Here is a 21,367-nt window from a genome sequence, read left to right on the forward strand (position 1 = left end):
AATCAATCCAAAGGAATCAGTCCAATGACTTTTAACAAGACCGCACTCGTCGCCGCAATCGCACTCTCGGCGACTGCAACACTCTCCTTTGCCCAGACGCCAGCCAAGCCCTCCGTCGTCATCGTCCACGGCGCGTTCGCCGACGGTTCCGACTGGGCCAAGGTGATTCCGTTGCTGCAGGCGAAGGGTGTCAACGTCGTCGCCGTACAAAATCCGCTGACTTCGCTCGAAGACGACGTCGCCGCTACCAAGCGCGCTGTCGATGCGCAGCCCGGCAAGGTCGTGCTGGTCGGTCATTCCTGGGGCGGCGTGGTCATCACGCAGGCTGGCGAAGACCCGAAGGTTTCGGGCCTTGTCTACGTCGCGGCGCTGGCGCCCGACGTCGGTCAGGCCGGCGGCGAACTCGGCAAGGCCTATCCGCCGGCACCGGGCTTCGCGCACATCACCGCAGACAGCGCCGGTTATCTGAAGATGACCCGCGAAGGCATGGCGAAGCATTTCGCGCAGGACCTGCCGTCGAAGACCACCGACGTGATGACGGCCACGCAAGGCCCGATCAATGGCAAGGCGTTCGAGCAGAAGGTGACGAACGCGGCATGGAAGACGAAGACTTCGTGGTACATCGTCAGCAGCAAGGACCACATGATCCAGCCCGACCAGCAGGCCGCGATGGCCAAGACCATCAATGCAAAGGTCACGACGCTGGCCGCCAGCCACGTGCCGCAGCAGTCGCAGCCGGCCAAGGTGGCGGCTGTGATCCTCGACGCGGTGAACAGCGCGAAGTAATCAGGCGGTCGCCGTCAGCATCGCGGCCGGTGCTGCGGCCGCACCTTCCAGCGCGGGCCCCTGCAGGGCCTGCGCGCCGTAGCCGCGGTTCACATCCAGCCCGACGATCCGCCAGTCGTGCGCCGGCAGCGCGATCGGATGCAGTACCCGCTCGAACGACCGCATCGGCCACAGCACGCCGAAGTGGTGTGCGTGATCGAAGGTGTCGACTTCGGCAACCGCACCCTGCGTTCCGGCAAACCCTTCCAGCGTGAAGCGCACCCGTCGCATCACGGAATCTTCCCGGTCGATGCATAGCGCGATGCGGTCTCTCGGCGTCCGACCCAGTCCAGGCGCGAGCCATACTTCGACGACATCGCAGAGCCGCCCTTCGACGCGCTCGGTGCCTGCCATGCGCGCCGGCAGGTCGCGGCCGGCCAGCCACAGCGGACCGAGCAGGAACAGCTTGTAGGCTTCCGCGACGAGCGCGGAGGCGTCGAGCGTCGGTGTGTCGGTTGCCGGCACGCCGTTGCGCCAGACCGCGATGTCGCCGGCCCCGGCAGCGGTTGCAGTAGCGGCGGCGCCATCCGCACCGCGACGCCAGAGCACCTTCTTCAGTCCGCTCGGTCCCTGGTAGAGCTGCGCGTTGATGCCCAGCGCCGGCATCAGCCGTTCCTGCGAACTGCCGCGATAGCCCGCATCGACCACCTCCGGCTGGATGCTGCCGATCAACGGTCGCCATTTGCCGTCGTAGGCGATGTTGATGTCGCGCAGCTGCCGATAGGCGCCGAAGCCATGCGCGTCCGCGCTCTGCCGCAGTCGCATCGCGGCGGCGAAATCCGAGGCGCCCGCAGGCTGGACCGTCAGCGGCAGGGGCGACGTGCAACCGCCGAGTGCGGCGAAGGCGGGCAGCAGGGCAGCGCCGATCGCAGTGCGGCGCGTGATGGAGAAAGCGGTAGGAGCAGGCATGCGCCGGACGTTAGCAGCAGCCGAAACACCTCATGCCTTCAGTGGCTCCCGACCCGGATGTCTCCTTTGGAAACGACTCGCTTCAACGCCGCGAAGCATTTGGCATCGATGGCGGTACCGACCGTCGCAGCCATGATTTCCAGCGTTTGTTCGACAGGTATCGCACCACGGTACGGCCGATCGGCGGAGATCGCGTCGAAGATGTCGGCGGTGGTGATGATCCGGGTCTCCAGCGAGATCTGGTCCGCCTTGAGCCCGCGTGGATAGCCGGCGCCGTCCAGCCGTTCGTGATGCGCGGCGGCCGTCACCGCCAGCTCCCGGAAAGCGCCGATGCGCGACAGGATCGCTTCGGTATGCGCCGCGTGTTCCTGCACCGACACCCATTCCTCGCGGTCCAGCTTGGCCGGCTTGTCCAGCACCGAGTTGCTCACACCCAGCTTGCCGACGTCGTGCAGCAGGGCGCCGCGACGCAACCAGCGCCGACGCGCTTCCGGCAGGCCGAGGTCGGCCGCGATCGCATCGACGTAGTCCGCGACGCGCTCGCTGTGGCCGCTGGTGAACGGGCTCTTGCTGTCGACGACCTGGCCGAACGCGGCGGCGATGTCGTCGAGGTAGTCGTCGTCGAGCACCACGCTGCCGGCGGCCGGCTCCATCGCGATGACGCGGCGCTCGACATCGTCGGATTCCAGGCAGCGCCAGAACGCCGGTTCGGACGCCACTCGCTCGAATGCAGCGACCAGCGTCGGATCGAACCATGTGCTGGAACGGTTGCGGGCCTCGCGCCGCGCTGCGTCGGCGTCTTCTGCCGTGTGGAACACATCGATCACCTGCGACATGAGCGCGATGCGCGCGTAGAGCGGGATCGCATCGCCCTGCAGATGTTGCGGGCGTCCGTTGCCGTCCCAGTGCTCGTCGAGGCTGCCGATGCCTTCGGCTACGGCCTCGCTGAAACGCAGTTGCCGCGCGATGGAGGCGCCGCGCGTGCATCGCGTGAGGATCAGTTCGTCGGCGATCTGCGGACCGTTGCGCATGATGTTCAGGATGCCGCGCAGCCGGTCGGAGAGTCCGGCCTTGAGTCCCGTGTGGCTGAAGACGAAGCGCAGCATCTGCGGCAGGCTGTCGCCGACCGTCTTGAAGTCGCGCTTGAAGCTCAGGTCGTCGGTCAGGTAGAGCTCGCAGATGCGCGCGGCGTTGCTGCTGCAGCCGAGATCTTTCAGGAGCAGCGTGTAGTAGAGATCGCGCAGTGAAGCTTCGTCGAGCCCGATCTCCAGGCCGATGTTCATGCCGATCCAGCAGGCACGAACGCAGTGCCCGCGCGGCTGGCCTTCGGTGATGTCGAGCGCGTGGCTCAGGGAGCCGATGAGTTCGGAGAGTTGCAGGCCTTCGACGGCGGGTCCGGCTTGCGGCTCGCGGATCGGGGGTGGCGATGGGGGCGTCATGCGTTGTTATCGGCTTGGCATGACGGCGACTTGAGCATTACGTCTTTGATTCAGGCCCGTTCTCACGCGATATGCTCAAGTCAAGATTTGCAGGAGAAGACATGAAGGCAAAAACCGCTGTGGACGACTCGGACACCGGCCAGGCAATCGATGAAACCAACTATCTTTTGGCAATTCCCGGGATGCTCGAGTCCATCAAGCTGGGCATGGCCGAACCTTTTAATACGAACTCAAAGGAACTCGACTGGTCAGACTCGGAATGAAGTCAGGGCGGGAGGGAGAGGGAGTCGAACCCTCCCGGCGACGCGTGGCGCCACCCACCGGGTTTGAAGCCCGGCCGCCCCACCAGGGACGCTTCCCTCCCACGAAAAACATGGGCCCTAACCGAACAGCACGGTGTCCGGTCGCAAAAGATGCACATCCTCGACGCGTCGCGTGTAGCCGATGCGGTCGAAGAATTCGAGCAGCTGGATCGCACGCTTGCGTCCCAGCCCGGTCGCATCCCGAAAACTTGCAGCATGCAGCCCTTCGGGTGCTTCGACACATCGGCGAGCCAGCAAGGCCAGCTTCTCGATCGTAGCCAGCGGATAGTACAAGTCCTTCACGACCTGGAATGTCAGCCCACGCCGCGCGAGGCTGGCAAGTGTCTGTCGCACCACCGGCTCCGACGCGCCGCAGTCCTTAGCCAGATCGCGCACCCATGCCGGGTCGAAGCCGCCGTCCGCCAGGCGCGGCAGCAGCTTTTGCGCCAGCCGTTCTTCGGTGGCGCTCAGGACGGCAGCGTGCGCGGGCAGGTGCAGCCAGTTGCCGCTGCGTGCGAGCGCGCCTTCGGCGATCAGCGTCTCGACCGCGTGCTGCCACAGTGGATCGCCGACACGCGGGCCGGCGAGGCGTTTGAGGCGGCGCAGGTCGGGGCCGACGTCTTCCGGCGCGGTGCGGTGGAATTCGGCGAGCCGGTCGACGATGCGCTGCTTGAGTGCGGCGAGATGCTTTCCGGAGACGGCTGCCGCGTCGAGTCGAACGGCATCGGCCGGTAGCGTCGGCGCCGCGTCCGGCTGCAGAGCCAGCGTGCGCATCAGGCGACCCGTGTCGAGGCCGAGCGGTGCGCCGGCGAGCAAGGCTTCGAGACGCGCGTCAGGATCGTCGAGCGTCCACGCCACCAGCGTCTGCAACCGCTCCGGCGTTCGCCGGTAACGCACCGGCGCGAACGGATCGAGCACCCGCACGCCGGCCACCGTGCGGACGGCCGACGCGTCGCGCAGCACCCCGCGGTCGCCGTGCCAGGCGCTCGTCGGCTCGCGCAGGACGAGCTGCGCGAGCGCCGTATCGCCGGGCGAGAGCACGTCGCGGTCTAGCAGCGCGACCGAAGCCATGACGTCCGCGGTGCCGAGATGCACATGAACGGTCGTGCCGGAGCGCAGCGCACTCGATTCGCCGGGCCAGAGCGCGAGCTGCACGTCGATGCGCTCGGTCGTCAGCGCGATGCCGGGCGCGCAGACCCATTGCCCGCGATGGACTTCATCCTTTGCGACGCCGGCCAGTGCGAGAGCGCAGCGCTGGCCGGCGCGTGCGGTTTCGGCCTGTTCGTTCTGGGCATGGATACCGCGCACGCGGACCTTGCGTTCGCCGGGCATGAGCAGGAGTTCATCGCCGATGCGGACCTGACCTGCGACGACCGAGCCGGTGACGACGGTTCCTACGCCGGGGAGGGTGAAGGCGCGGTCGATGGGGAGGCGGAATGCCTGGGTGTCGTTGGGGGGTGGCCCCCATCCCGGCCTTCCCCCGGGAGGGGAAGGAGTAATACCGGGAGGGTAAGGAGATAGGCCGGCTGCGTAGATCAGGTGGTTGCGCAGGGCTGCGATGCCTTCGCCGGTGGTGGCGGACAGCGCGAAGGTCGGCGCGCCGGCCAGCGGTGTTTCGGCCAGCAGTGCGGCGATGTCGGCCGTGACCTGCGCCACGCGTTCGTCGCGGTCGGTTTCGTCGATGCGATCGATCTTGGTGATGGCGACGGTGCCGCGCGACAGCCCGAGAAGGGCGACGACGGCCAGATGTTCGCGCGTCTGCGGCATGACGCCGTCGTCGGCCGCGACGACCAGCAGCGCATGGTCGATGCCGGTGGCGCCGGCGAGCATGGTGTGCAGCAGCCGCTCGTGGCCGGGTACGTCGACGAATCCGAGCGAGATGCTGTCCGGCGCTGGCGTGCGCAGGTAGGCGTAGCCGAGTTCGATCGAGATGCCGCGGCGTTTTTCCTCCGGCAGCCGGTCGGTGTCGACGCCGGTCAGCGCGCGGACCAGCGTGGTCTTGCCGTGGTCGATGTGGCCGGCGGTGCCGATGATCATGGCTGGCGAGGGTCCGGCTTCAGTTCAACGACTTGCGCAGCGCGTCGAGCTGCGACGCGAACGCTGCCGTGTCGCGATCTTCGAGACAGCGCAGGTCGAGCAGCAGCCGGTCGTCGGAAATCCTTCCGATCACCGGGCGCGGCAGGCTGCGCAGCGCGGTCGCCAAGGCGTCCAGCGCAGTGCCCATTCCCTTGCGCGACGTGCCGACCGGCGACAGCGCGAGACCGGCCGACGGCAGGCGTTCCACCGGCAGCGAGCCGGAGCCGATCTGCCCTTGCAGCGAGACCACATCGACCGTGAAGCGCGGTGCCACGGCGGAAGCGACCAGCGGGCGCAACGCTTCGGCCGCCGCGCGGATGGCATCCGCCGGACGCGTCAGCAGGCGCAGCGTCGGCAGGTCCTGCGCCAGCTTTTCGGGCCGCAGATAGAGCGACAGCGTCGCTTCCAGCGCAGCCAGCGGCAGCTTGCTCATGCGCAACGCGCGCTTGAGCGGGTACTTGCGGATGCGGCCGACCGCCGTCTTGCTGCCGACGATCAATCCCGCCTGCGGGCCGCCGAGCAGCTTGTCGCCCGAGAAGGTGACGATGTCGCAGCCGGCCGCGAGCATTTCCTGCGGCAGAGGTTCTCGCGGCAGGCCGTAATGCGCCAGGTCGATCAGCGAACCACTGCCCAGGTCGGTCGCCAGCGGCACGCCGCGTGCATGCGCGATGCCCGACAGCGTCGCTTCGTCCACCGCCGCGGTAAAGCCCTGTACCTCGTAGTTGCTGGTGTGCACCTTCATCACCAGGGCCGTGCGGTCGTTGATGGCCCGCTCGTAGTCGGCGGGATGCGTGCGGTTGGTGGTGCCGACCTCGACCATGTGCGCGCCGGCGCTGGCCATCACGTCGGGCATGCGGAATGCGCCGCCGATCTCGACCAGCTCGCCGCGCGACACGATGACTTCGCGGTCGCAGGCCAGCGCGCCGATGGTCAGCAGCACGGCGGCGGCGTTGTTGTTCACGACGGTCGCAGCTTCGGCGCCGGTGATGGTGCAGAGCAGTTCCTCGACCAGCGAATCGCGGTCGCCGCGGCTGCCGGTCGCGAGGTCGTATTCGAGGTTGTTGGGCGCGGCCATCATCGTCATCAGCCGTTCGAGCGCCACGTCGGCAAGCACCGAGCGCCCGAGGTTGGTGTGGATGACGGTGCCGGTGAGGTTGAAGACGGCGCGCATCCTTGGCGCCAGGCGCTCTCGGATACGCGACGAAAGGGCGCTTTCGAGTACGAGCGACTCGACATCCGCGCTGTCGAGCTGGCCGGCAAGCACGCGTTGGCGCAATCCGTCCAACAGTGCGCGTGCTTCGCTGGCGACCAGCGTGTGGCCGTGTGCCGCAAGCAGTTCCGAAGCTGTGCTGGTGCGCAGCAGCTTGTCGACCGATGGCAGATCCTGGGGCCTTGCCTTCGAGCCGTGGACCACGGACTCTTCGGGCGCGCCCATCAACCGCCTCCGCCTGCCGGGGCGGAATCTGTGGCGGGCTCGGGATCGCCGAACAGCAGCATCAGGTTGTGTCCGCTGCGCTCGAAGCCTGATTCGGACACCAGCAGGTCGAGCGCCACGCTCGCCAGATCGTCGGCGACGGGTTCGACTTCGGGGTCCTTCTCCATCAGCACCTGCTTCAGGTAGTGGCCGCAGGTGTCGCAGCATTCGGCCTTGACCGCACCGGGTCGTGCGCCGGTAGCCGAAAGCTCCTTGCCGGTTTCCAGCGGTTCGAGCGACTGGAAATGGATGCCCTTGGTGCTCTCGCAATGCGAGCACTTGATACGCACGTAATGCCACTGCACGCTGCAAAGCGAACACTGCAGATAGCGAAAGCCGGCATCGTCCGCACCGATGCGCGTGATGCTTGCCGTCGGCAGGCTGCCGCAGCAGGGGCATTGCGTGCTCGGGTCGGTGTGTCCGAACACGCGTTCGCCGTGAACGCCGACAGTCTGGATCGCGAGTTGCGTCCAGTAGGCCTGCAGGCCGGCGGAGATCAGCGGTGCAGTTGCGAGGTCCAGGCCGAGCGTGATGCGGCGAAGCAGCTTGTCGGCCTGCGCATCGATCCACTCGTCGGAACGGGAAATCAGGTGATCGACCGTATCGCGCGCCGGTCCTTCGGAAAGGCGAACGCGGAACAGGCCGAGCAATCGCCGGAGTTCGCTGCGCCACACCGGGTCGCGCGGCCAGCCGAACGCAGGCGTCGGCGGCTTCAGCACCCGGGCGGCGGCGGTGCATGCCTCTGTATCCGGGATTGCGACGTCCGGGTAACTGTTCAGCACTTCCTGCTGTGCCGACGAAAGATCGGCGATGAACAGGAGGTAGTCGCGCATCGGATGCGAAGCCGCGAGCTGCCGGAGCCGAAGCTGGCGATCGGCAAACACGGTGGTACCGATCGGCATGTGCACGAACGGCATCTGCCGTCCGGCCTGCATTGCAATCTCTTCCGGGGAAAGAACGCGCGTGGTGTTCGTCGTGGAGGTACTTGTCATTTGGCGAAGATTATTCCCCGCGCGTCATCTTCTTGTGCCACAACGGGTGATTCAGCTTTGCCCAGCGCTCGGTCACCGTACCGCGCGTCATCGCGCGGACCGTGCCCTTGACCCAGATCGCCGCATAGATGTGCGTGATGACCGAGAGGATCAGCGCAATCGCCGAAGCCGCATGCACGACCACCGCGATCCGGCGCACGAGGATCGGGAAGAAGCCGACGAACCACGGACTCCAGAACATGAAGCCGGTCACGAACAGCAGCAGCAGGCTGATGCCGAAGACCCAGAACACCAGCTTCTGGCCGGCGTTGTATTTGCCGACGGGCGGCATGCCCGACTTGTCGCCCTTGAGCATCGCCGGCGATTTCTTCATCCACTCGACGTCGGTCTTGTCGAGCACGTTGTCGCGCCACAGAGAGAAGAACAGAAATGCAAAGCCCAGCACCATCGCCACGCCGAAGAACGGGTGAAGAATGCGCGTCCACTGCCCGCCGCCGAACAGCGCGCTGAAGAAGTACATCGATGGATGGAAGAAGGCCAGCCCGGTGAGCGCAGCGGCGAAGAACAGGATCGCCACGAACCAGTGGTTCATGCGCGTGGCGTCCTTGTAGCGACGGAAATAGAGTTGTCTCATTTGCAGTGCTCCTTCAGACCCGCGGGCCGTCGAATGGTGCAGCCGGCGGCGGTGCCGACGACGACATCGCGATGGTGCGCGGCGGTTCTTCGATGATCGCGTCGCCGTGGCTGTCGACATGCTCGTGCGCGTATGCGCTCGGTTCGGCGCCGTCGGAAGGATCCGCCGGATCTTCCTTGGCCTCGATCGGGCCGACCTTCATGTAGTGGAAGAAGCTTCCCACTACCGCGCCGACCATCGCGAACACCGCCAGCGGCTTCGCGATGCCCTTCCAGAGCGACACCATCGGGCTGATGTGCGGATCCTTCGGCAGGTTGCTGTAGAGACCGGGCCGGTCCGCATGCTGCAGCACGTACATGACGTGCGTTCCACCAACGCCGGCCGGGTCGTACACGCCCGCATTCGAGAAACCGCGCTCCTTCAGGTCGACGATGCGCTCGTCGGCATAGGTGTGCATGGCTTCCTTGGTGCCGAAATGGATCGCGCCGGTCGGACAGGCCTTGACGCACGCCGGTTCCAGGCCCACGGTGACGCGGTCGGAACACAGCGAGCACTTGTAGGCCTTGTTGTCGCCCTTGCTGATGCGGGGAACGTCGAACGGGCAGCCGGTCACGCAGTTGCCGCAACCCACGCAATGCTCGCTGATGAAGTCGACGATGCCGTTGCTGTACTTGACGATCGCACCCGGCGACGGGCACGACTTCAGGCAACCGGGGTCCTCGCAATGCATGCAGCCGTCCTTGCGGATCAGCCATTCGAGGTGGCCTTCGGTCGGCTCCACCTCGGCGAAGCGCATCACCGTCCACGAACTCGGCGTGAGGTCGTTCGGGTTGTTGTAGCTGCCGGTGTTGGTGCCGACCTCGTCGCGCAGATCGTTCCACTGCATGCACGCGACCTGACAGGCCTTGCAGCCGATGCAGGCCGACACGTCGATCAGCTTGGCGACTTCCTGCACCTGGGGGCGGTGCCGGATGTCGGGCGAGGGCGTGGTCGTCGCAGAGCGCGCCGCGATGTCGAGAGATTGGAGAGATGACATCGGGTCAAGCCTTCTCTATGTTGACGGTGAAGGACTTGTATTCCGGCGTCTGCGTGTTCGCATCCCCGACGAAAGGCGTCAGCGTGTTGACGATGTAGCCCGGTTTGGTGAGGCCGATGAAGCCCCAGTGGTTCGGCAAGCCGACCGTGTGCACCGTGCGTCCGTCCACCTGCAGCGCCTGGATGCGCCGGGTGACCAGCGCGACCGCCTTGATGAAGCCCCGCTTGCTGCTGACCTTGACGATCGAGCCGTTGGTGATGCCTTTCTCCTCGGCCAGTTCGACGCCGATCTCGACGAACTGCTGCGGCTGGAGGATCGCGTTCGAGCGGACGTTCTTGGTCCAGTAATGGAAATGCTCCGTGAGCCGGTAGCTGGTCGCGACGTACGGGAAGTCTTTCGGCACGCCCAGTCGCTCGAGGTCGCCCTTGAAGATCCGCGCAGCCGGATTCGCCCGCGCCACCGCATTGTTCGGATGCATCAGGTTGTTCACCAGCGGCGACTCGAACGGTTCGTAGTGCTCCGGCAGAGGCCCTTCGGCCATGCCGGTCGGCGCGAACAGCCGTGCCACGCCTTCGGCCGTCATGATGAACGGCCGCACCGCATCGGGCGCCATCGGATTGGCGTCGAGGCGGATGTCCGGCACGTCGGAACCGATCCACTTCGCGCCGTCCCACTTCACCAGCGTGCGCTTGGGGATCCACGGCTGACCCGTCGTCGGGTCGACCGAAGCCGCGTTGTAGACGATGCGCCGGTTGGCTGGCCATGCCCAGCTCCAGTTCAGCGCCTGACCGATGCCGTACGGATCGGAATTGTCGCGACGCGCCATCTGGTTGCCGGCCTGCGTCCAGGAACCCGAATAGACCCAGCAGCCCGACGACGTGCTGCCGTCGTCGCGCAACTGGCCGAATCCGGACAGCTGTTCGCCGGCCTTCGCCAGCACCTTGGTCGGATCGGCAGGGTCGAACACGTCGGTGATCGCCTTGCCGTTGTATTCCATCGCCAGTTCCTGGGCGGAAGGCGCGCTCGGAATCTTGTACGGCCAGCTCAGGTTGACGATCGGGTCCGGGAACGCGCCGCCATCCTTTGCGTAGGCGCTGCGGATGCGGTTGAAGATGCCGGCGACGATGTCGATGTCTTCCTTCGCCTCGCCCGGTGCCTCAGCGCCCTTCCAGTGCCATTGCAGCCAGCGGCTGGAGTTCGTCAGCGAGCCTTCTTCTTCGGCGAAGCAGGTCGACGGCAGACGGAAGACGGTGGTCTGGATGTCGGCGGTCTTGACGTCGTTGAACTCGCCGTAGTTCTTCCAGAACTCGCTCGTCTCGGTGATCAGCGGATCGATGGTCACCAGGAACTTGAGCTTCGAGAGCCCGTCGACGATCTTCTTCTTGTTGGGGAAGGAGCAGACCGGATTGAAGCCCTGGCAGATATAGCCGTTGATGGCGCCGTTGTTCATCAGCTCGAAAGCCTGGAGCACGTCGTACAGCTTGTCGAGCTTCGGCAGATAGTCGAACGCCCAGTTGTTCTCCTTCTGCGCCGCATTGCCCCACCATGCTTTTTGCAGGCTGACGAAGAACTTCGGGTAGTTCTGCCAGTAGCTCATCTGGCCGGGGCGCAGCGGCTTCAGCGCACGGGTCTTGTAGTAGTCGTCGAGGTTCTGCTCGCTTTCGCGCGCCAGGGACAGGTAGCCCGGAAGCGAATTCGAGAGCAGGCCCAGGTCGGTCAGGCCCTGGATGTTGCTGTGGCCGCGCAATGCGTTCATGCCGCCGCCTGCGACGCCGATGTTGCCCAGCAGCAGCTGCATGATCGCCGCGGTGCGGATGATCTGCGAGCCCTGGCTGTGCTGCGTCCAGCCGAGCGCATACATCACCGTCATGGTGCGGTTGCTGGTGCTCGTGCTGGCGATGTATTCGCAGACCTTTAGGAACTTGTCCTTCGGCGTTCCGGTGATGCGGCTCACCATCTCGGGCGTGTAGCGCGAGAAATGCCGCTTCATGACCTGCAGTACGCATTGCGGGTCCTGCATGGTCATGTCGACCTTTGCCATGCCCTGCTCGTCGAGCGCGTAACCCCACGATTTCGGGTTGTAGTTGCGCTTTTCGGGGTCGTAGCCGCTGAAGAGGCCGTCCTCGAACTTGTAGTCCGGGCCGACGATGAACGGTGCGTTGGTGTAGTGCCGCACGTATTCCGTCTGGATCTTGTCGTTGCTCAGGAGGTAGTTCAGAACCCCCGCGAGGAACGCGATGTCCGACCCGGCGCGCACCGGCGCGTAGTAGTCGGCCATGGCCGCCGAGCGCGTGAAGCGCGGGTCGACCACCACCAGGCGGGCCTTGTTATGTTTCTTGGCCTCGATCACCCACTTGAAGCCGCACGGATGCGCTTCGGCGGCATTGCCGCCCATGATCAGCACGACATCCGCATTCTGGATGTCCTGCCAGTGATTGGTCATCGAACCTCTGCCGAACGTCGGGGCCAGACTGGCCACCGTAGGTCCGTGTCAAACGCGCGCCTGATTGTCGAAGACGAGCATCCCCAGCGATCGGAACGCCTTGTGGGTGATGTACCCGGTTTCGTTCGACGATGCCGATGCGCAGAGCATGCCGGTGCTGGTCCAGCGGTTGACGGTCTGGCCCTTGGCGTTCTGCTTGACGAAGTTGGCGTCGCGGTCGTCCTTCAGCAGCTTGGCGATGCGGTCGAGCGCGCTATCCCAGCTGATGCGCTTCCATTCGTTGGTGCCGGCTTCGCGGACTTCCGGGTACTTCAGCCGGTTCGGGCTGTGCACGAAGTCGAGCAGGCCGGCGCCCTTCGGGCACAGCGTGCCGCGATTGACCGGATGGTCCGGGTCGCCCTCGATGTGGAGGATGGCCGGCACCACGTTCTTGGCCTTGTCGCCGAGGCTGTACATGATGATGCCGCAGCCGACCGAGCAGTACGGGCAGGTGTTGCGGGTCTCGGTGGTACGGGCCAGCTTGAAGCTGCGCGCTTCGGCCAGTGCCGCGGTCGGCGAGAAGCCGAGCGCGACCAGGCTGGAGCCGACGAGGCCGGCGCCGCTGACACGGAAGAATTGCCTGCGGCTCACGTCCATGACGTCACCTCCGGCCGGTAAGTTGTCTGTTTTTTCATCGTGGTCTTCGGGTGGCTGTTTTTATTTGGGTGCTGCACTGACGCCGTCGCCGGCCGTTGGTTGGGCCGCATTGCCCGTGGGCGGCGTGCCGGCATTCTGGCTGGCGGTCATGCCGCCGATGGAAGTTCCGCCTTCGGACGGGCCCTTGCCCTCCGACGTCGGGTGAACCGGATCTCCCGAGGGCGCAGGCTTGATGCCCGCCGGATAAGCGGCAGATGGCGGTCCGCCGCCGGCTGCCGTCGGACCGGTCGCCGACGCGGTACTCGTAGGCGAGGGCGGTGCGGACGGTTTTCGGTCGCAACCGGTCAATGCGCCGAAAGCCATCAGTGCAATTGCTGCACACCAAGGCAAGGCATTTTTGTATCGTGGGATCAAAGCTGTGCTCCTTCGGGCGCGAAGTCTAGCCAGACATGATCACCAGAGTACGGCGGTCCCCTATTAGTACCGACCCTAGAGAAGGGTTGTTTAAGTTCTGTCGGCTATCGTTGGCGTGATGAATTCCTCACTTCGCCTTGGCTGGCGCACGCTTTGGCGCGATCTGCGCGCCGGCGAGCTTCGTCTGCTCATCGTCGCCGTGCTGCTCGCCGTGGCTGCGCTTACCGCCGTGGGGTTCTTCGCCGACCGGCTCAAGGGCGGTTTGCAGCGCGATGCGCGACAGCTGCTCGGCGGCGACGTCGTGCTCGCCAGCGACAACCCGACGCCCGCATCCATCGTCGCGCAGGCTCAGGCGCTGGGCCTTCAGGGCGCAACGACCTACGGCTTTCCGACAATGGCTCGGGCCGGCGATGCGCAGGGCGGTGCGAGCAAGCTGGTTTCATTGAAAGCCGTATCGCCCGGCTATCCGTTGCGTGGCAGCCTGCAGACGGCCACCAGCGGCGAGGGCCCCGGCCAGGTCACGCGCGACATTCCGTCGCCCGGCGATGTCTGGGTCGACGGCTCGCTGCTCGATTCGCTGGCGCTCAAGGTCGGCGACCCGTTGCTGCTGGGCGACGCCAGCCTGCGCATCGCGCGCGTGATCGTGCAGGAGCCCGACCGCGGCGGCGGCTTCATGAGTTTTTCGCCACGCGTGATGCTGAACCAGGCCGACGTGGCCCGCACCGCGCTGGTCCAGCCGGCCAGCCGCATCAATTACCGTTTCGCCGTCGCCGGTGAAGACCGCGCCGTGAAGACGTTCACCGAAGCGACTGACGCCGTGCTCAAGCAGGGCCAGTTGCGCGGCGCGCGTCTCGAATCCTTCGAGAGCGGCCGCCCCGAAATGCGCCAGACGCTGGACCGCGCCGAGAAATTTCTGAATCTCGTCGCGCTGCTGGCCGCGCTGCTGAGCGCAGTCGCGGTGGCGCTGGCGGCGCGCGGCTTCGCGGCCAGCCATCTCGACGACTGCGCAATGCTGCGCGTGCTCGGCCAGAGCCAGCGGACCATCGCCGGCGCCTACGCTTTCGAGTTCGCGCTGATCGGGCTGTTTGCGAGCGCGGTCGGCGTGGCGATCGGCTTCGTCGTGCACTACGCGTTCGTGCTGTTGCTCGCGGGACTGGTCGAGACGGCGCTGCCCGCGCCGACGCTCTGGCCGGTCGCTTTCGGGCTGGGCATGGGACTGGTGCTGCTGTTCACCTTCGGACTGCCGCCCGTGCTGCAACTGGCCAAAGTGCCGCCGCTGCGCGTGATCCGTCGCGACGTCGGTGGGCTGAAGCCGGCTTCGATGGCAGTGCTGGGCATCGGCGTGCTGGGATTCGTCGCCATGCTGATGGCGGCGAGCAGCGACCTGAAGCTGGGGCTGATCGCGGTCGGCGGCTTTGCCGGCGCGGTGGCCGTGTTCGCCGTGCTGAGCTGGGTGGCGGTCAAGGTACTGCGCCGCAGCGTCAATGAAAGCACGGCGCCGCGCTGGCTGGTGCTGGCCACGCGCCAGATCTCGGCGCGTCCGGCGTATGCGGTGGTGCAGGTCAGCGCGCTGGCCGTCGGTCTGCTGGCGCTTGTGCTGCTGGTACTGCTGCGCACCGACCTCGTCTCCAGCTGGCGCCGCGCCACGCCGCCCGACGCGCCGAACCGTTTCGTCATCAACGTGATGCCCGACCAGAGCGACGCCTTCCAGAAGTCGCTGCGCGACGGCGGCGTGAACAAGTTCGACTGGTATCCGATGATCCGTGGCCGTCTGGTCGCGGTGAACGACAAGCCGGTTTCTCCCGACGACTATGCCGAAGACCGCGCCAAGCGCCTGGTCGACCGCGAGTTCAACCTCAGCAACAGCACGCAGATGCCGGAGCACAACGGCATCAGCGCCGGCGCCTGGAAGCCCGGTGCGCCGGGCGAGATCAGCGTCGAGGACGGCCTTGCCGAAACGCTGGGCCTGAAACTCGGCGACACGTTGCGCTTCGACATCGGCGGCATCCAGAACGACGCCCGCGTCACATCGCTGCGCAAGGTCGACTGGGGCTCGCTGCATGCGAACTTCTTCGTCATGTACACGGTCGCGAATCTGCCCGACGTGCCGGTCACCTACATGGGCGCCTTCCGGGCGCCCGAGACCCGTGGCTTCGACAACGCGCTGGTGCGGGCCTACCCGAATGTCACCAATGTCGACATGAGCGCCACCATCGGGCAGGTGCAGCGCATCCTCGACCAGGTGATCCGCGCGGTGGAGTTCCTGTTCGGCTTCACGCTGGCTGCCGGGTTGGTGGTGCTGTTCGCTGCCGTGACGGCAACGCGCGAGGAGCGGGCGCGTGAATTCGCGGTGATGCGCGCGGTCGGGGCGCGGGCGAGTCTGCTGCGCCAGGTGCAGCGGGCGGAACTGGTCGGCGTCGGCCTGCTGGCGGGATTTCTGGCCAGCATCGCGGCCTCGGCGATCGGCTGGGGACTGGCACGCTACGTGTTCGACTTCGCCTGGACGGCGTCTCTCTGGGTGCCGGTGGCGGGCGCTGTGGCTGGCGCGGTGCTGGCACTCGCGGCGGGTTGGTGGGGCCTGCGCGATGTGCTGCGGCGCCCGGTCGTCGACACGCTCCGGCGTGCGGCCGAATAACGTTCATAGCGCTTTCGCGCCATCGCTCTTCTATATATATGCAGATCCAGGAAAAGCCCCAGTTCGCCACCCCGTTCGAGTGGATCGGCGGCGAGCCGGCCGTCAAGGCGCTGGTCGATCGCTTCTATGACCTGATGGAACTGGACCCTGCCTATGCGCAGCTTCGCGCAGTGCATGGCAACACGCTGGAGAACGCGCGGCAGCGGCTGTTCTGGTTCTTATGCGGCTGGCTCGGCGGCCCGCAGCACTACACGGACCGCTTCGGCCACCCGATGCTGCGCGCGCGCCACATGCCGCAAAGCATCGGCGGGCACAGCATCGGTATCGTGGAACGCGATCAGTGGCTGCGTTGCATGGACCAGGCGATGGGGGAGACGGGTGTCGACGAGGTGCTGCGGGCGCGGTTGCGGGATTCGTTTTTCCAGACGGCCGACTGGATGGTCAACCAGCGTTCCTCGATCAGGAAAGTGATCTAGGACGGGCGTGAACGGATGGGCAGCCTTACGGCGAAACAGGTCCCATCCTTCTTCGTGGATGTCACCTGGATGTTTCCATGATGGCTCTGCACGATAGCTCTGACGATGTACAGGCCCAGCCCCACACTCCGGTTCATTCGTTCCTGTTCGCCGCGAACCATCGGTTCGAACATCGAATCCATGACGGCTTCCTTGATGGGGTCGCCCTGGTTTTGTACCGAGAGTGTCAATTGCGCATCGCAAACGTCCATATGCAGGACGATCGGCGTTCCGGCCGTGCCGTATGTCGAGGCATTCGCGACCAGGTTGCCCAACAGCTGGTGAATGCGGTCGGCGTCGAGGTATGCAGACCCGACACCACGTCCGGACGCGCGAAACTCCAGGGCAGGGAAGCTGAGGCGCAATTCGTCGACTGCCGAGGAGATGAGCTGCATCACGTCGGCTTCCTGCATTCTGAGCGCAAGTCCTCGTCCCATCCGGGCCTGAGTGAAGTCCAGAAGATCGTCCACGAGCCGCTGCGCACGCCGCCCGGCGCTGTTCATTTTCTGCAGCACGCGCTCTTTCTGCGGCGGCAACGGCTCGCCTTTTCCGAGCAAGGTTGTTCCCATCAGAATGGCGGACAAGGGATTTCGCAGATCGTGGCTGACGATTCCCACCATCTGTTCTGCAAGGAGCGCCCTGTCTTCGGCAGCGGCACGCAATCGTGCTTCCGCGACTGTCATCGCGTGTTCGGCTTCTTGCTCCGCATTCAGCGCTGCAATGCGCGTCAAGGCACCGCCGACGGCGCTGCACGCATGCTGCAGGTGCCGGACATCGCCTTGCGGGAAGTTTCCCGTCGACCTGCACAAACAGAGCGCTCCGAGCACGGCCGTCGCGGTTCCCAGCGGTAGAGCCACGACAGATCGGCCGGTTTCAGCCAGATTGGCGACGACTGGCGAACGCTTGAGCATCGCCTGATCGAGCTGGCCTTTGAGATCGGCCCGGAGGACTTCGTCATGAACGGGGTCCTCGGCACCTGGCCGGCGGTTGTGCGACCACAACTGCAGCGCTTCCTTCCCGGGAAGGAAAGCTGCGCAGCTCTCGTAGTCGCAAATCCAGTGCAGTCGAGACGCGATCAGCTTGACGAGATCCGCAACATTGCCCGAACTCACGCATGCGGAGAGAAAGTCGAGAAGCAACCCTTGGCGCGTCAATTCCTCCCTGAGATCCATGTCAGATCGAGAAGAACATGTCGTCCGGCGTCACGCCGGTCGCATCCGCGACGATGTTCAGGTAGACGGCGAGGCCGGTTACGGAAATCAGTTCCATCACGTCTTCGTCGTTGAGACCGTGCCTGTGAAGCGATGCGTAATCCTCTGAAGTCATGCCTTGAGGGTCGCGTGCGCACTTGACGGCGAAAAGAATGATGTCGCGCACCTTTTCGGGCGCCAGATGCTCGACGTTCTCGACCAGGGCCTGCAGGGTCTCGCTGTCGATGCCCAGACTGCGACAACAGGCAAGATGAGCAGCTTCGCAATACATGCACTTCCGGTCGTGCGAAATGGCCGCGATCAGCATTTCCTTTAGCGCACGAGGCAGGTTTCCACTCAACAGGGTTCCTTGCAGCAAACCCCATGTTCCCTTCGTTGCTGCGGCGGAGTGGCCGTGCATCTTCATGAAGTTGGGCGTCATCGGAAAACCCATGCCCCTCTGGAAATCGCCGAAGACCTGCTCCGTTTCTTCAGAAAACTCCTGCGGGATGGAGAGCGTGGAGAAGGGCATCTTTTCCTTGAAGGTTTTCGGATTGGCTGCAGTGGGCAGGCGAAAAATCTGCGGTCGATTGTGACAGGACGCCCGAATTAATGTTCAGGCGCGGCGCGCTGTGTCAGCGATCCGGCCGCTCAGCCCCCGAAGCGCATGCTTCGTGCCAAAACGACTCTGCGGCGCTGCCCAATGTGATGTTGTCGCGATAGAGACGAATCTCCAGAGGAATGCGCCATTTCGGCAGCGCCGCTTCTACCAGAGCTCCGGAGGCGAGGTCATCGGCGATCAGGGTCCGCGGCAGCCACGCCAATCCACGGCCGCCGATCGCCATGGTCCTGAGGACCGAAGCGAGGTGCGCAGTGAAGATGATCTGTACCGGCAGCTGCTCGAGTTCCGAGCCGGCCACGGCTCGAAGAATCCTTCCGAGACCCGACTCTTCGCTGTAACTGAGGAGCGGGACCTGAATCCCTCGCAGTTCCGGGAGCCGGTGTCGGGCTTTGCCGTGCGCCTCGGCTGCCGATACCGGAATAAGTTCGTCAGTCCCCACCTGCGTCGATGCATATCCGGCAGCTTCGAGTGCGCTGCGAGCGTCGGCATGCGAATGGCTCAGGACCATGTGCACCTTGCTCTGCTCCAGCAGGGACTCGCAGCGCTGGAGGACATCCGAGTCGAGCTGGATGCGCCCCACCGTGGCTTTCGTTTCCAGGCCGCGCAGCCAACCCGGCAGAAAAGTGAACGACAGTGCATGGGTGGACGCGAGCCTCAGGGTATTCGAGTTTGCCTCTGCCACGGTTCGTGCTTCGCCGGGCAATCGTGCCACCTGGGCCAGGAGCTCATGCGCGATGCCTCTCAGCCATTCGCCCGCCTCGGTGAGTTTGGCCGGCTGAACGCTGCGATCGAAAAGGTCGGTCCCGAGCCATTCCTCAAGCGAGCGGATCCGGCGGCTGAAAGCGGGCTGCGTCAGATGCCTTTCTTCGGCCGCGCGCGAAAAATTGCCCGTGTCGGCCAGCACCAGGAAATCGTCGAGCCAGAGCAGATTCATCGTCACGACCGGTTCCTTCAAAGCATGGATGTCTAGAAAAACAGCATTGGCCGGGAAGGCTCCAACGCGGGAGCATAGCCCTGCCAAAACACATCGACAGGAGCCAGGCATGAAGATCGTAGAGATCCGGGAAAAGACAATTCCCATCAGTTCACCCATCCGCAACGCTTACATCGACTTCAGCAAGATGACGCTGAGTCTTGTGGCCGTGGTCACCGATGTGATCCGCGACGGCAAGCCCGTGGTGGGGTATGGGTTCAATTCGAACGGACGTTATGGACAGGGCAAGCTGATGCGCGAACGGTTCATTCCGCGCATCCTCGAAGCCGACCCTGCTTCGCTGGTCGACGCCACCGCCGACAACCTCGATCCGCACAAGATCTGGAACGCGATGTTCACCAACGAGAAGCCCGGCGGTCACGGCGAGCGCTCGGTGGCCATCGGCACGATCGACATGGCGGTCTGGGATGCTGTCGCGAAGATCGAAGGCAAGCCGTTGTTCCAGTTGCTCGCCGACCGGTACGGCAACGGCAAGCCCGATCGCAAGATCTTTGTCTACGCAGCCGGCGGCTACTACTACCCCGGTCAGGACCACGGGAAGCTTCAGGACGAGATGCGCAGCTACATCGACCGCGGCTACACGGTGGTCAAGAAGAAGATCGGCGGCGCCTCGCTCGATGAGGATCTGCGCCGCATCGATTCGATCATGGAGGTGCTGCAGGACGGTCAGAAGCTCTGCGTGGACGCCAATGGCCGTTTCGACCTGGAGACTGCTATCGCCTATGCCAAGGCGTTGTCGCAATACGACCTCTTCTGGTACGAGGAGCCGGGCGACCCGCTCGATTTCGAGCTTCAGGCGGCCCTTCGCAATTTTTACAAGAATCCGATGGCCACCGGCGAAGACCTGTTCTCGATGCAGGACGCCCGCAACCTGATTCGCTACGGCGGCATGCGACCGGATCGCGACTGGTTGCAGTTCGACTGTGCGCTGAGCTACGGACTGGTTGAATACCTGCGTACGCTCGACATGCTCAAGGAGCACGGCTGGTCGGCCACTCGCTGCATCCCGCACGGCGGCCACCAGATGTCGCTGAACATCGCGGCCGGCCTCGGTCTGGGCGGCAACGAGTCCTACCCGGACCTGTTCCAGCCCTTCGGCGGTTTTCCGGACGGTGTGAAGGTCGAGAACGGCTTCGTGACGCTGCCCGATCTGCCCGGCATCGGCTTCGAAGGCAAGGCCGACCTGTATCGAGAGATGCAGGCGCTGTCGGCCTGAGTTCGCGAACCCAAAAAAAAGGAGACAAGAACATGAAAACGTTATGGCGCTGCGTCACCGGCTTTGCCTTGGTCGGCTCCGTCACCTTGGCTTTTGCCGACTTCCCCGACAAACCGGTCACGCTCGTCGTCCCGTTCGCGGCGGGTGGCCCCACCGACAAGATCGCCCGCGACTTGGCCGAGGCCCTGCGAAAGCCTCTCGTACAAACCGTGATCGTCGACAACACGGTCGGCGCCGGCGGCACGATTGGTTCTGCACGGGTTGCGCGGGCCACACCGGACGGCTACACGCTGCTGGTTAACCACATTGGCATGGCCACTGCGCCGGCGCTCTACCGCAAGCTCAGTTACAAGGTGCCAGACGACTTCGAGACTCTGGGCCTGATCAACGAAGCGCCGTCGGTGCTGATCGGCAAACCGAGTCTCTCGGCGAACAACTTTGCCGAGCTGCGCCAGTGGATTGCCGCGAACGGCGGCACGGTGAACCTGGCCAATGCGGGTCTCGGCTCGGCGTCGCACCTTTGCGGACTGATGTTTCAGTCTGCGATCAAGACCAACATGACGCCAGTTCCGTACAAGGGGACGGCGCCTGCCATGACCGACCTTATCGGCGGACAGGTCGATGTCATGTGCGAGCAGGCCGTCAACGCAGTGCCGCAGATCGAAGGCAGGAAAGTGAAGGTGTTCGGCATTACCAGCTTGCAGCGGCTCGCACTTCCGGCACTCAAAGATACGCCGACGCTGGAAGAATCGGGCCTGAAAGACTTCAACGTCCAGGTGTGGCACGGCCTTTATGCCCCAAAGGGAACGCCACCGGCGGTGCTGGTCAAGCTCAATGCCGCACTTCGCACCGCGTTGAAGGATCCGGACCTGATCAAACGCGAAGAGGCACTGGGTCTGACGGTGGTCACCGACGACCGGCTCGATCCGGCCGGCCATCGCAAGTTCCTGGTCGCCGAGACGGCGCGCTGGTCGAAGGTGATCAAGGACGCAGGCGAGTACGCCGACTGAGCAAT

General features: G+C 64.9%; 18 protein-coding genes and 1 tRNA gene. 6 read left to right on the forward strand and 13 right to left on the reverse strand.

The window, feature by feature from the left end; translation table 11 throughout:
• Nucleotides 1–24 precede the first annotated feature (24 nt).
• Nucleotides 25–786 carry an alpha/beta fold hydrolase gene (locus ACSFA3_RS11205; protein ID WP_435505515.1) on the forward strand — a complete coding sequence of 254 codons (762 nt, stop codon included), beginning with the start codon at nt 25–27 and terminating at the stop codon, nt 784–786.
• Here ACSFA3_RS11205 and ACSFA3_RS11210 read toward each other — a convergent pair whose 3' ends face one another.
• Both ACSFA3_RS11210 and ACSFA3_RS11215 read right to left on the reverse strand, forming a co-directional pair.
• Nucleotides 787–1,734 (reverse strand): hypothetical protein, encoded by a 948-nt coding sequence (locus tag ACSFA3_RS11210; protein ID WP_435505516.1) that lies wholly within the window; start codon nt 1,732–1,734, stop codon nt 787–789.
• Between the two features lie 38 nt (nt 1,735–1,772).
• The gene (locus ACSFA3_RS11215; protein WP_435505517.1) at nt 1,773–3,173 is read right to left on the reverse strand and encodes an HD-GYP domain-containing protein; all 1,401 of its coding nucleotides are present in this window, start codon (nt 3,171–3,173) and stop codon (nt 1,773–1,775) included.
• Nucleotides 3,174–3,274: 101 nt separating this feature from the next.
• On the opposite strand from ACSFA3_RS11215, the gene ACSFA3_RS11220 reads away from it, so the two are divergent.
• Complete coding sequence (locus tag ACSFA3_RS11220; protein WP_435505518.1) at nt 3,275–3,436, forward strand: hypothetical protein; 162 nt, start codon at nt 3,275–3,277, stop codon at nt 3,434–3,436.
• An 8-nt stretch (nt 3,437–3,444) separates the two neighbouring features.
• Here ACSFA3_RS11220 and ACSFA3_RS11225 read toward each other — a convergent pair.
• The 8 genes from ACSFA3_RS11225 to ACSFA3_RS11260 all read right to left on the reverse strand — a co-directional run bounded on the left by ACSFA3_RS11225 (nt 3,445) and on the right by ACSFA3_RS11260 (nt 13,129).
• Nucleotides 3,445–3,537: transfer RNA gene (locus ACSFA3_RS11225), tRNA-Sec, on the reverse strand.
• A 16-nt stretch (nt 3,538–3,553) separates the two neighbouring features.
• Nucleotides 3,554–5,512: a selenocysteine-specific translation elongation factor gene (gene selB / locus ACSFA3_RS11230; RefSeq protein WP_435505519.1), complete on the reverse strand. Its 1,959-nt coding sequence runs from the start codon at nt 5,510–5,512 to the stop codon at nt 3,554–3,556.
• 19 nt (nt 5,513–5,531) lie between these two features.
• The gene (gene selA, locus ACSFA3_RS11235) at nt 5,532–6,986 is read right to left on the reverse strand and encodes an L-seryl-tRNA(Sec) selenium transferase (protein ID WP_435505520.1); all 1,455 of its coding nucleotides are present in this window, start codon (nt 6,984–6,986) and stop codon (nt 5,532–5,534) included.
• Nucleotides 6,986–8,017: a formate dehydrogenase accessory protein FdhE gene (fdhE, locus tag ACSFA3_RS11240; protein ID WP_435505521.1), complete on the reverse strand. Its 1,032-nt coding sequence runs from the start codon at nt 8,015–8,017 to the stop codon at nt 6,986–6,988. Before fdhE ends, selA begins: the two co-directional genes overlap by 1 nt.
• 10 nt (nt 8,018–8,027) lie before the next feature.
• Complete coding sequence (locus ACSFA3_RS11245) at nt 8,028–8,651, reverse strand: formate dehydrogenase subunit gamma (protein ID WP_435505522.1); 624 nt, start codon at nt 8,649–8,651, stop codon at nt 8,028–8,030.
• A gap of 13 nt (nt 8,652–8,664) precedes the next feature.
• Nucleotides 8,665–9,687, reverse strand: a complete 1,023-nt coding sequence (gene fdxH / locus ACSFA3_RS11250) for a formate dehydrogenase subunit beta (protein WP_435505523.1) — start codon at nt 9,685–9,687, stop codon at nt 8,665–8,667.
• A 4-nt stretch (nt 9,688–9,691) separates the two neighbouring features.
• Nucleotides 9,692–12,766, reverse strand: coding sequence for a formate dehydrogenase-N subunit alpha (gene fdnG, locus ACSFA3_RS11255; protein WP_435505524.1), 3,075 nt, complete (start codon nt 12,764–12,766; stop codon nt 9,692–9,694).
• A gap of 60 nt (nt 12,767–12,826) precedes the next feature.
• Nucleotides 12,827–13,129 carry a hypothetical protein gene (locus ACSFA3_RS11260; protein WP_435505525.1) on the reverse strand — a complete coding sequence of 101 codons (303 nt, stop codon included), beginning with the start codon at nt 13,127–13,129 and terminating at the stop codon, nt 12,827–12,829.
• A gap of 169 nt (nt 13,130–13,298) precedes the next feature.
• On the opposite strand from ACSFA3_RS11260, the gene ACSFA3_RS11265 reads away from it, so the two are divergent.
• Together ACSFA3_RS11265 and ACSFA3_RS11270 are read left to right on the forward strand one after the other, a co-directional pair.
• Entirely contained in the window at nt 13,299–15,815 is a 2,517-nt protein-coding gene (locus ACSFA3_RS11265) for an ABC transporter permease (RefSeq protein WP_435505526.1), read from the forward strand.
• A 38-nt stretch (nt 15,816–15,853) separates the two neighbouring features.
• A complete protein-coding gene (locus tag ACSFA3_RS11270; protein ID WP_435505527.1) occupies nt 15,854–16,291 on the forward strand; it encodes a group II truncated hemoglobin in 438 nt (145 codons plus the stop codon).
• On the opposite strand, the gene ACSFA3_RS11275 is transcribed toward ACSFA3_RS11270, so the two are convergent.
• From ACSFA3_RS11275 to ACSFA3_RS11285, 3 genes are all read right to left on the reverse strand, one after another.
• Nucleotides 16,288–17,502: a sensor histidine kinase gene (locus ACSFA3_RS11275; RefSeq protein ID WP_435505528.1), complete on the reverse strand. Its 1,215-nt coding sequence runs from the start codon at nt 17,500–17,502 to the stop codon at nt 16,288–16,290. The two genes, ACSFA3_RS11270 and ACSFA3_RS11275, sit on opposite strands and share 4 nt — an antisense overlap.
• 1 nt (nt 17,503) lies before the next feature.
• Nucleotides 17,504–18,052: a carboxymuconolactone decarboxylase family protein gene (locus ACSFA3_RS11280; protein ID WP_435505529.1), complete on the reverse strand. Its 549-nt coding sequence runs from the start codon at nt 18,050–18,052 to the stop codon at nt 17,504–17,506.
• 103 nt (nt 18,053–18,155) lie between these two features.
• Nucleotides 18,156–19,076, reverse strand: a complete 921-nt coding sequence (locus ACSFA3_RS11285) for a LysR substrate-binding domain-containing protein (RefSeq protein WP_435506209.1) — start codon at nt 19,074–19,076, stop codon at nt 18,156–18,158.
• Between the two features lie 109 nt (nt 19,077–19,185).
• Here ACSFA3_RS11285 and ACSFA3_RS11290 point away from each other — a divergent pair, with 109 nt between their 5' ends.
• A complete protein-coding gene (locus ACSFA3_RS11290) occupies nt 19,186–20,352 on the forward strand; it encodes a mandelate racemase/muconate lactonizing enzyme family protein (RefSeq protein ID WP_435505530.1) in 1,167 nt (388 codons plus the stop codon).
• A 32-nt stretch (nt 20,353–20,384) separates the two neighbouring features.
• Complete coding sequence (locus tag ACSFA3_RS11295; RefSeq protein WP_435505531.1) at nt 20,385–21,362, forward strand: tripartite tricarboxylate transporter substrate-binding protein; 978 nt, start codon at nt 20,385–20,387, stop codon at nt 21,360–21,362.
• The last annotated feature ends 5 nt before the right edge of the window (nt 21,363–21,367 follow it).

This window comes from Variovorax glucosi (assembly GCF_051216695.1).
Lineage (GTDB): Bacteria > Pseudomonadota > Gammaproteobacteria > Burkholderiales > Burkholderiaceae_C > Variovorax.

What these genes read in the sequence shown, in the direction of transcription:
- ACSFA3_RS11260 (WP_435505525.1), bottom strand. Translation starts at nt 13,129, where the DNA reads ATGGCTTTCGGCGCATTGACCGGTTGCGACCGAAAACCGTCCGCACCG.
- ACSFA3_RS11275 (WP_435505528.1), bottom strand. Translation starts at nt 17,502, where the DNA reads ATGGATCTCAGGGAGGAATTGACGCGCCAAGGGTTGCTTCTCGACTTT.
- ACSFA3_RS11245 (WP_435505522.1), bottom strand. Translation starts at nt 8,651, where the DNA reads ATGAGACAACTCTATTTCCGTCGCTACAAGGACGCCACGCGCATGAAC.
- ACSFA3_RS11205 (WP_435505515.1), top strand. Translation starts at nt 25, where the DNA reads ATGACTTTTAACAAGACCGCACTCGTCGCCGCAATCGCACTCTCGGCG.
- ACSFA3_RS11220 (WP_435505518.1), top strand. Translation starts at nt 3,275, where the DNA reads ATGAAGGCAAAAACCGCTGTGGACGACTCGGACACCGGCCAGGCAATC.
- fdhE (WP_435505521.1), bottom strand. Translation starts at nt 8,017, where the DNA reads ATGACAAGTACCTCCACGACGAACACCACGCGCGTTCTTTCCCCGGAA.
- ACSFA3_RS11270 (WP_435505527.1), top strand. Translation starts at nt 15,854, where the DNA reads ATGCAGATCCAGGAAAAGCCCCAGTTCGCCACCCCGTTCGAGTGGATC.
- ACSFA3_RS11295 (WP_435505531.1), top strand. Translation starts at nt 20,385, where the DNA reads ATGAAAACGTTATGGCGCTGCGTCACCGGCTTTGCCTTGGTCGGCTCC.
- fdxH (WP_435505523.1), bottom strand. Translation starts at nt 9,687, where the DNA reads ATGTCATCTCTCCAATCTCTCGACATCGCGGCGCGCTCTGCGACGACC.
- selA (WP_435505520.1), bottom strand. Translation starts at nt 6,986, where the DNA reads ATGGGCGCGCCCGAAGAGTCCGTGGTCCACGGCTCGAAGGCAAGGCCC.
- ACSFA3_RS11290 (WP_435505530.1), top strand. Translation starts at nt 19,186, where the DNA reads ATGAAGATCGTAGAGATCCGGGAAAAGACAATTCCCATCAGTTCACCC.
- ACSFA3_RS11265 (WP_435505526.1), top strand. Translation starts at nt 13,299, where the DNA reads ATGAATTCCTCACTTCGCCTTGGCTGGCGCACGCTTTGGCGCGATCTG.
- ACSFA3_RS11215 (WP_435505517.1), bottom strand. Translation starts at nt 3,173, where the DNA reads ATGACGCCCCCATCGCCACCCCCGATCCGCGAGCCGCAAGCCGGACCC.
- ACSFA3_RS11280 (WP_435505529.1), bottom strand. Translation starts at nt 18,052, where the DNA reads ATGCCCTTCTCCACGCTCTCCATCCCGCAGGAGTTTTCTGAAGAAACG.
- ACSFA3_RS11285 (WP_435506209.1), bottom strand. Translation starts at nt 19,076, where the DNA reads ATGAATCTGCTCTGGCTCGACGATTTCCTGGTGCTGGCCGACACGGGC.
- selB (WP_435505519.1), bottom strand. Translation starts at nt 5,512, where the DNA reads ATGATCATCGGCACCGCCGGCCACATCGACCACGGCAAGACCACGCTG.
- ACSFA3_RS11210 (WP_435505516.1), bottom strand. Translation starts at nt 1,734, where the DNA reads ATGCCTGCTCCTACCGCTTTCTCCATCACGCGCCGCACTGCGATCGGC.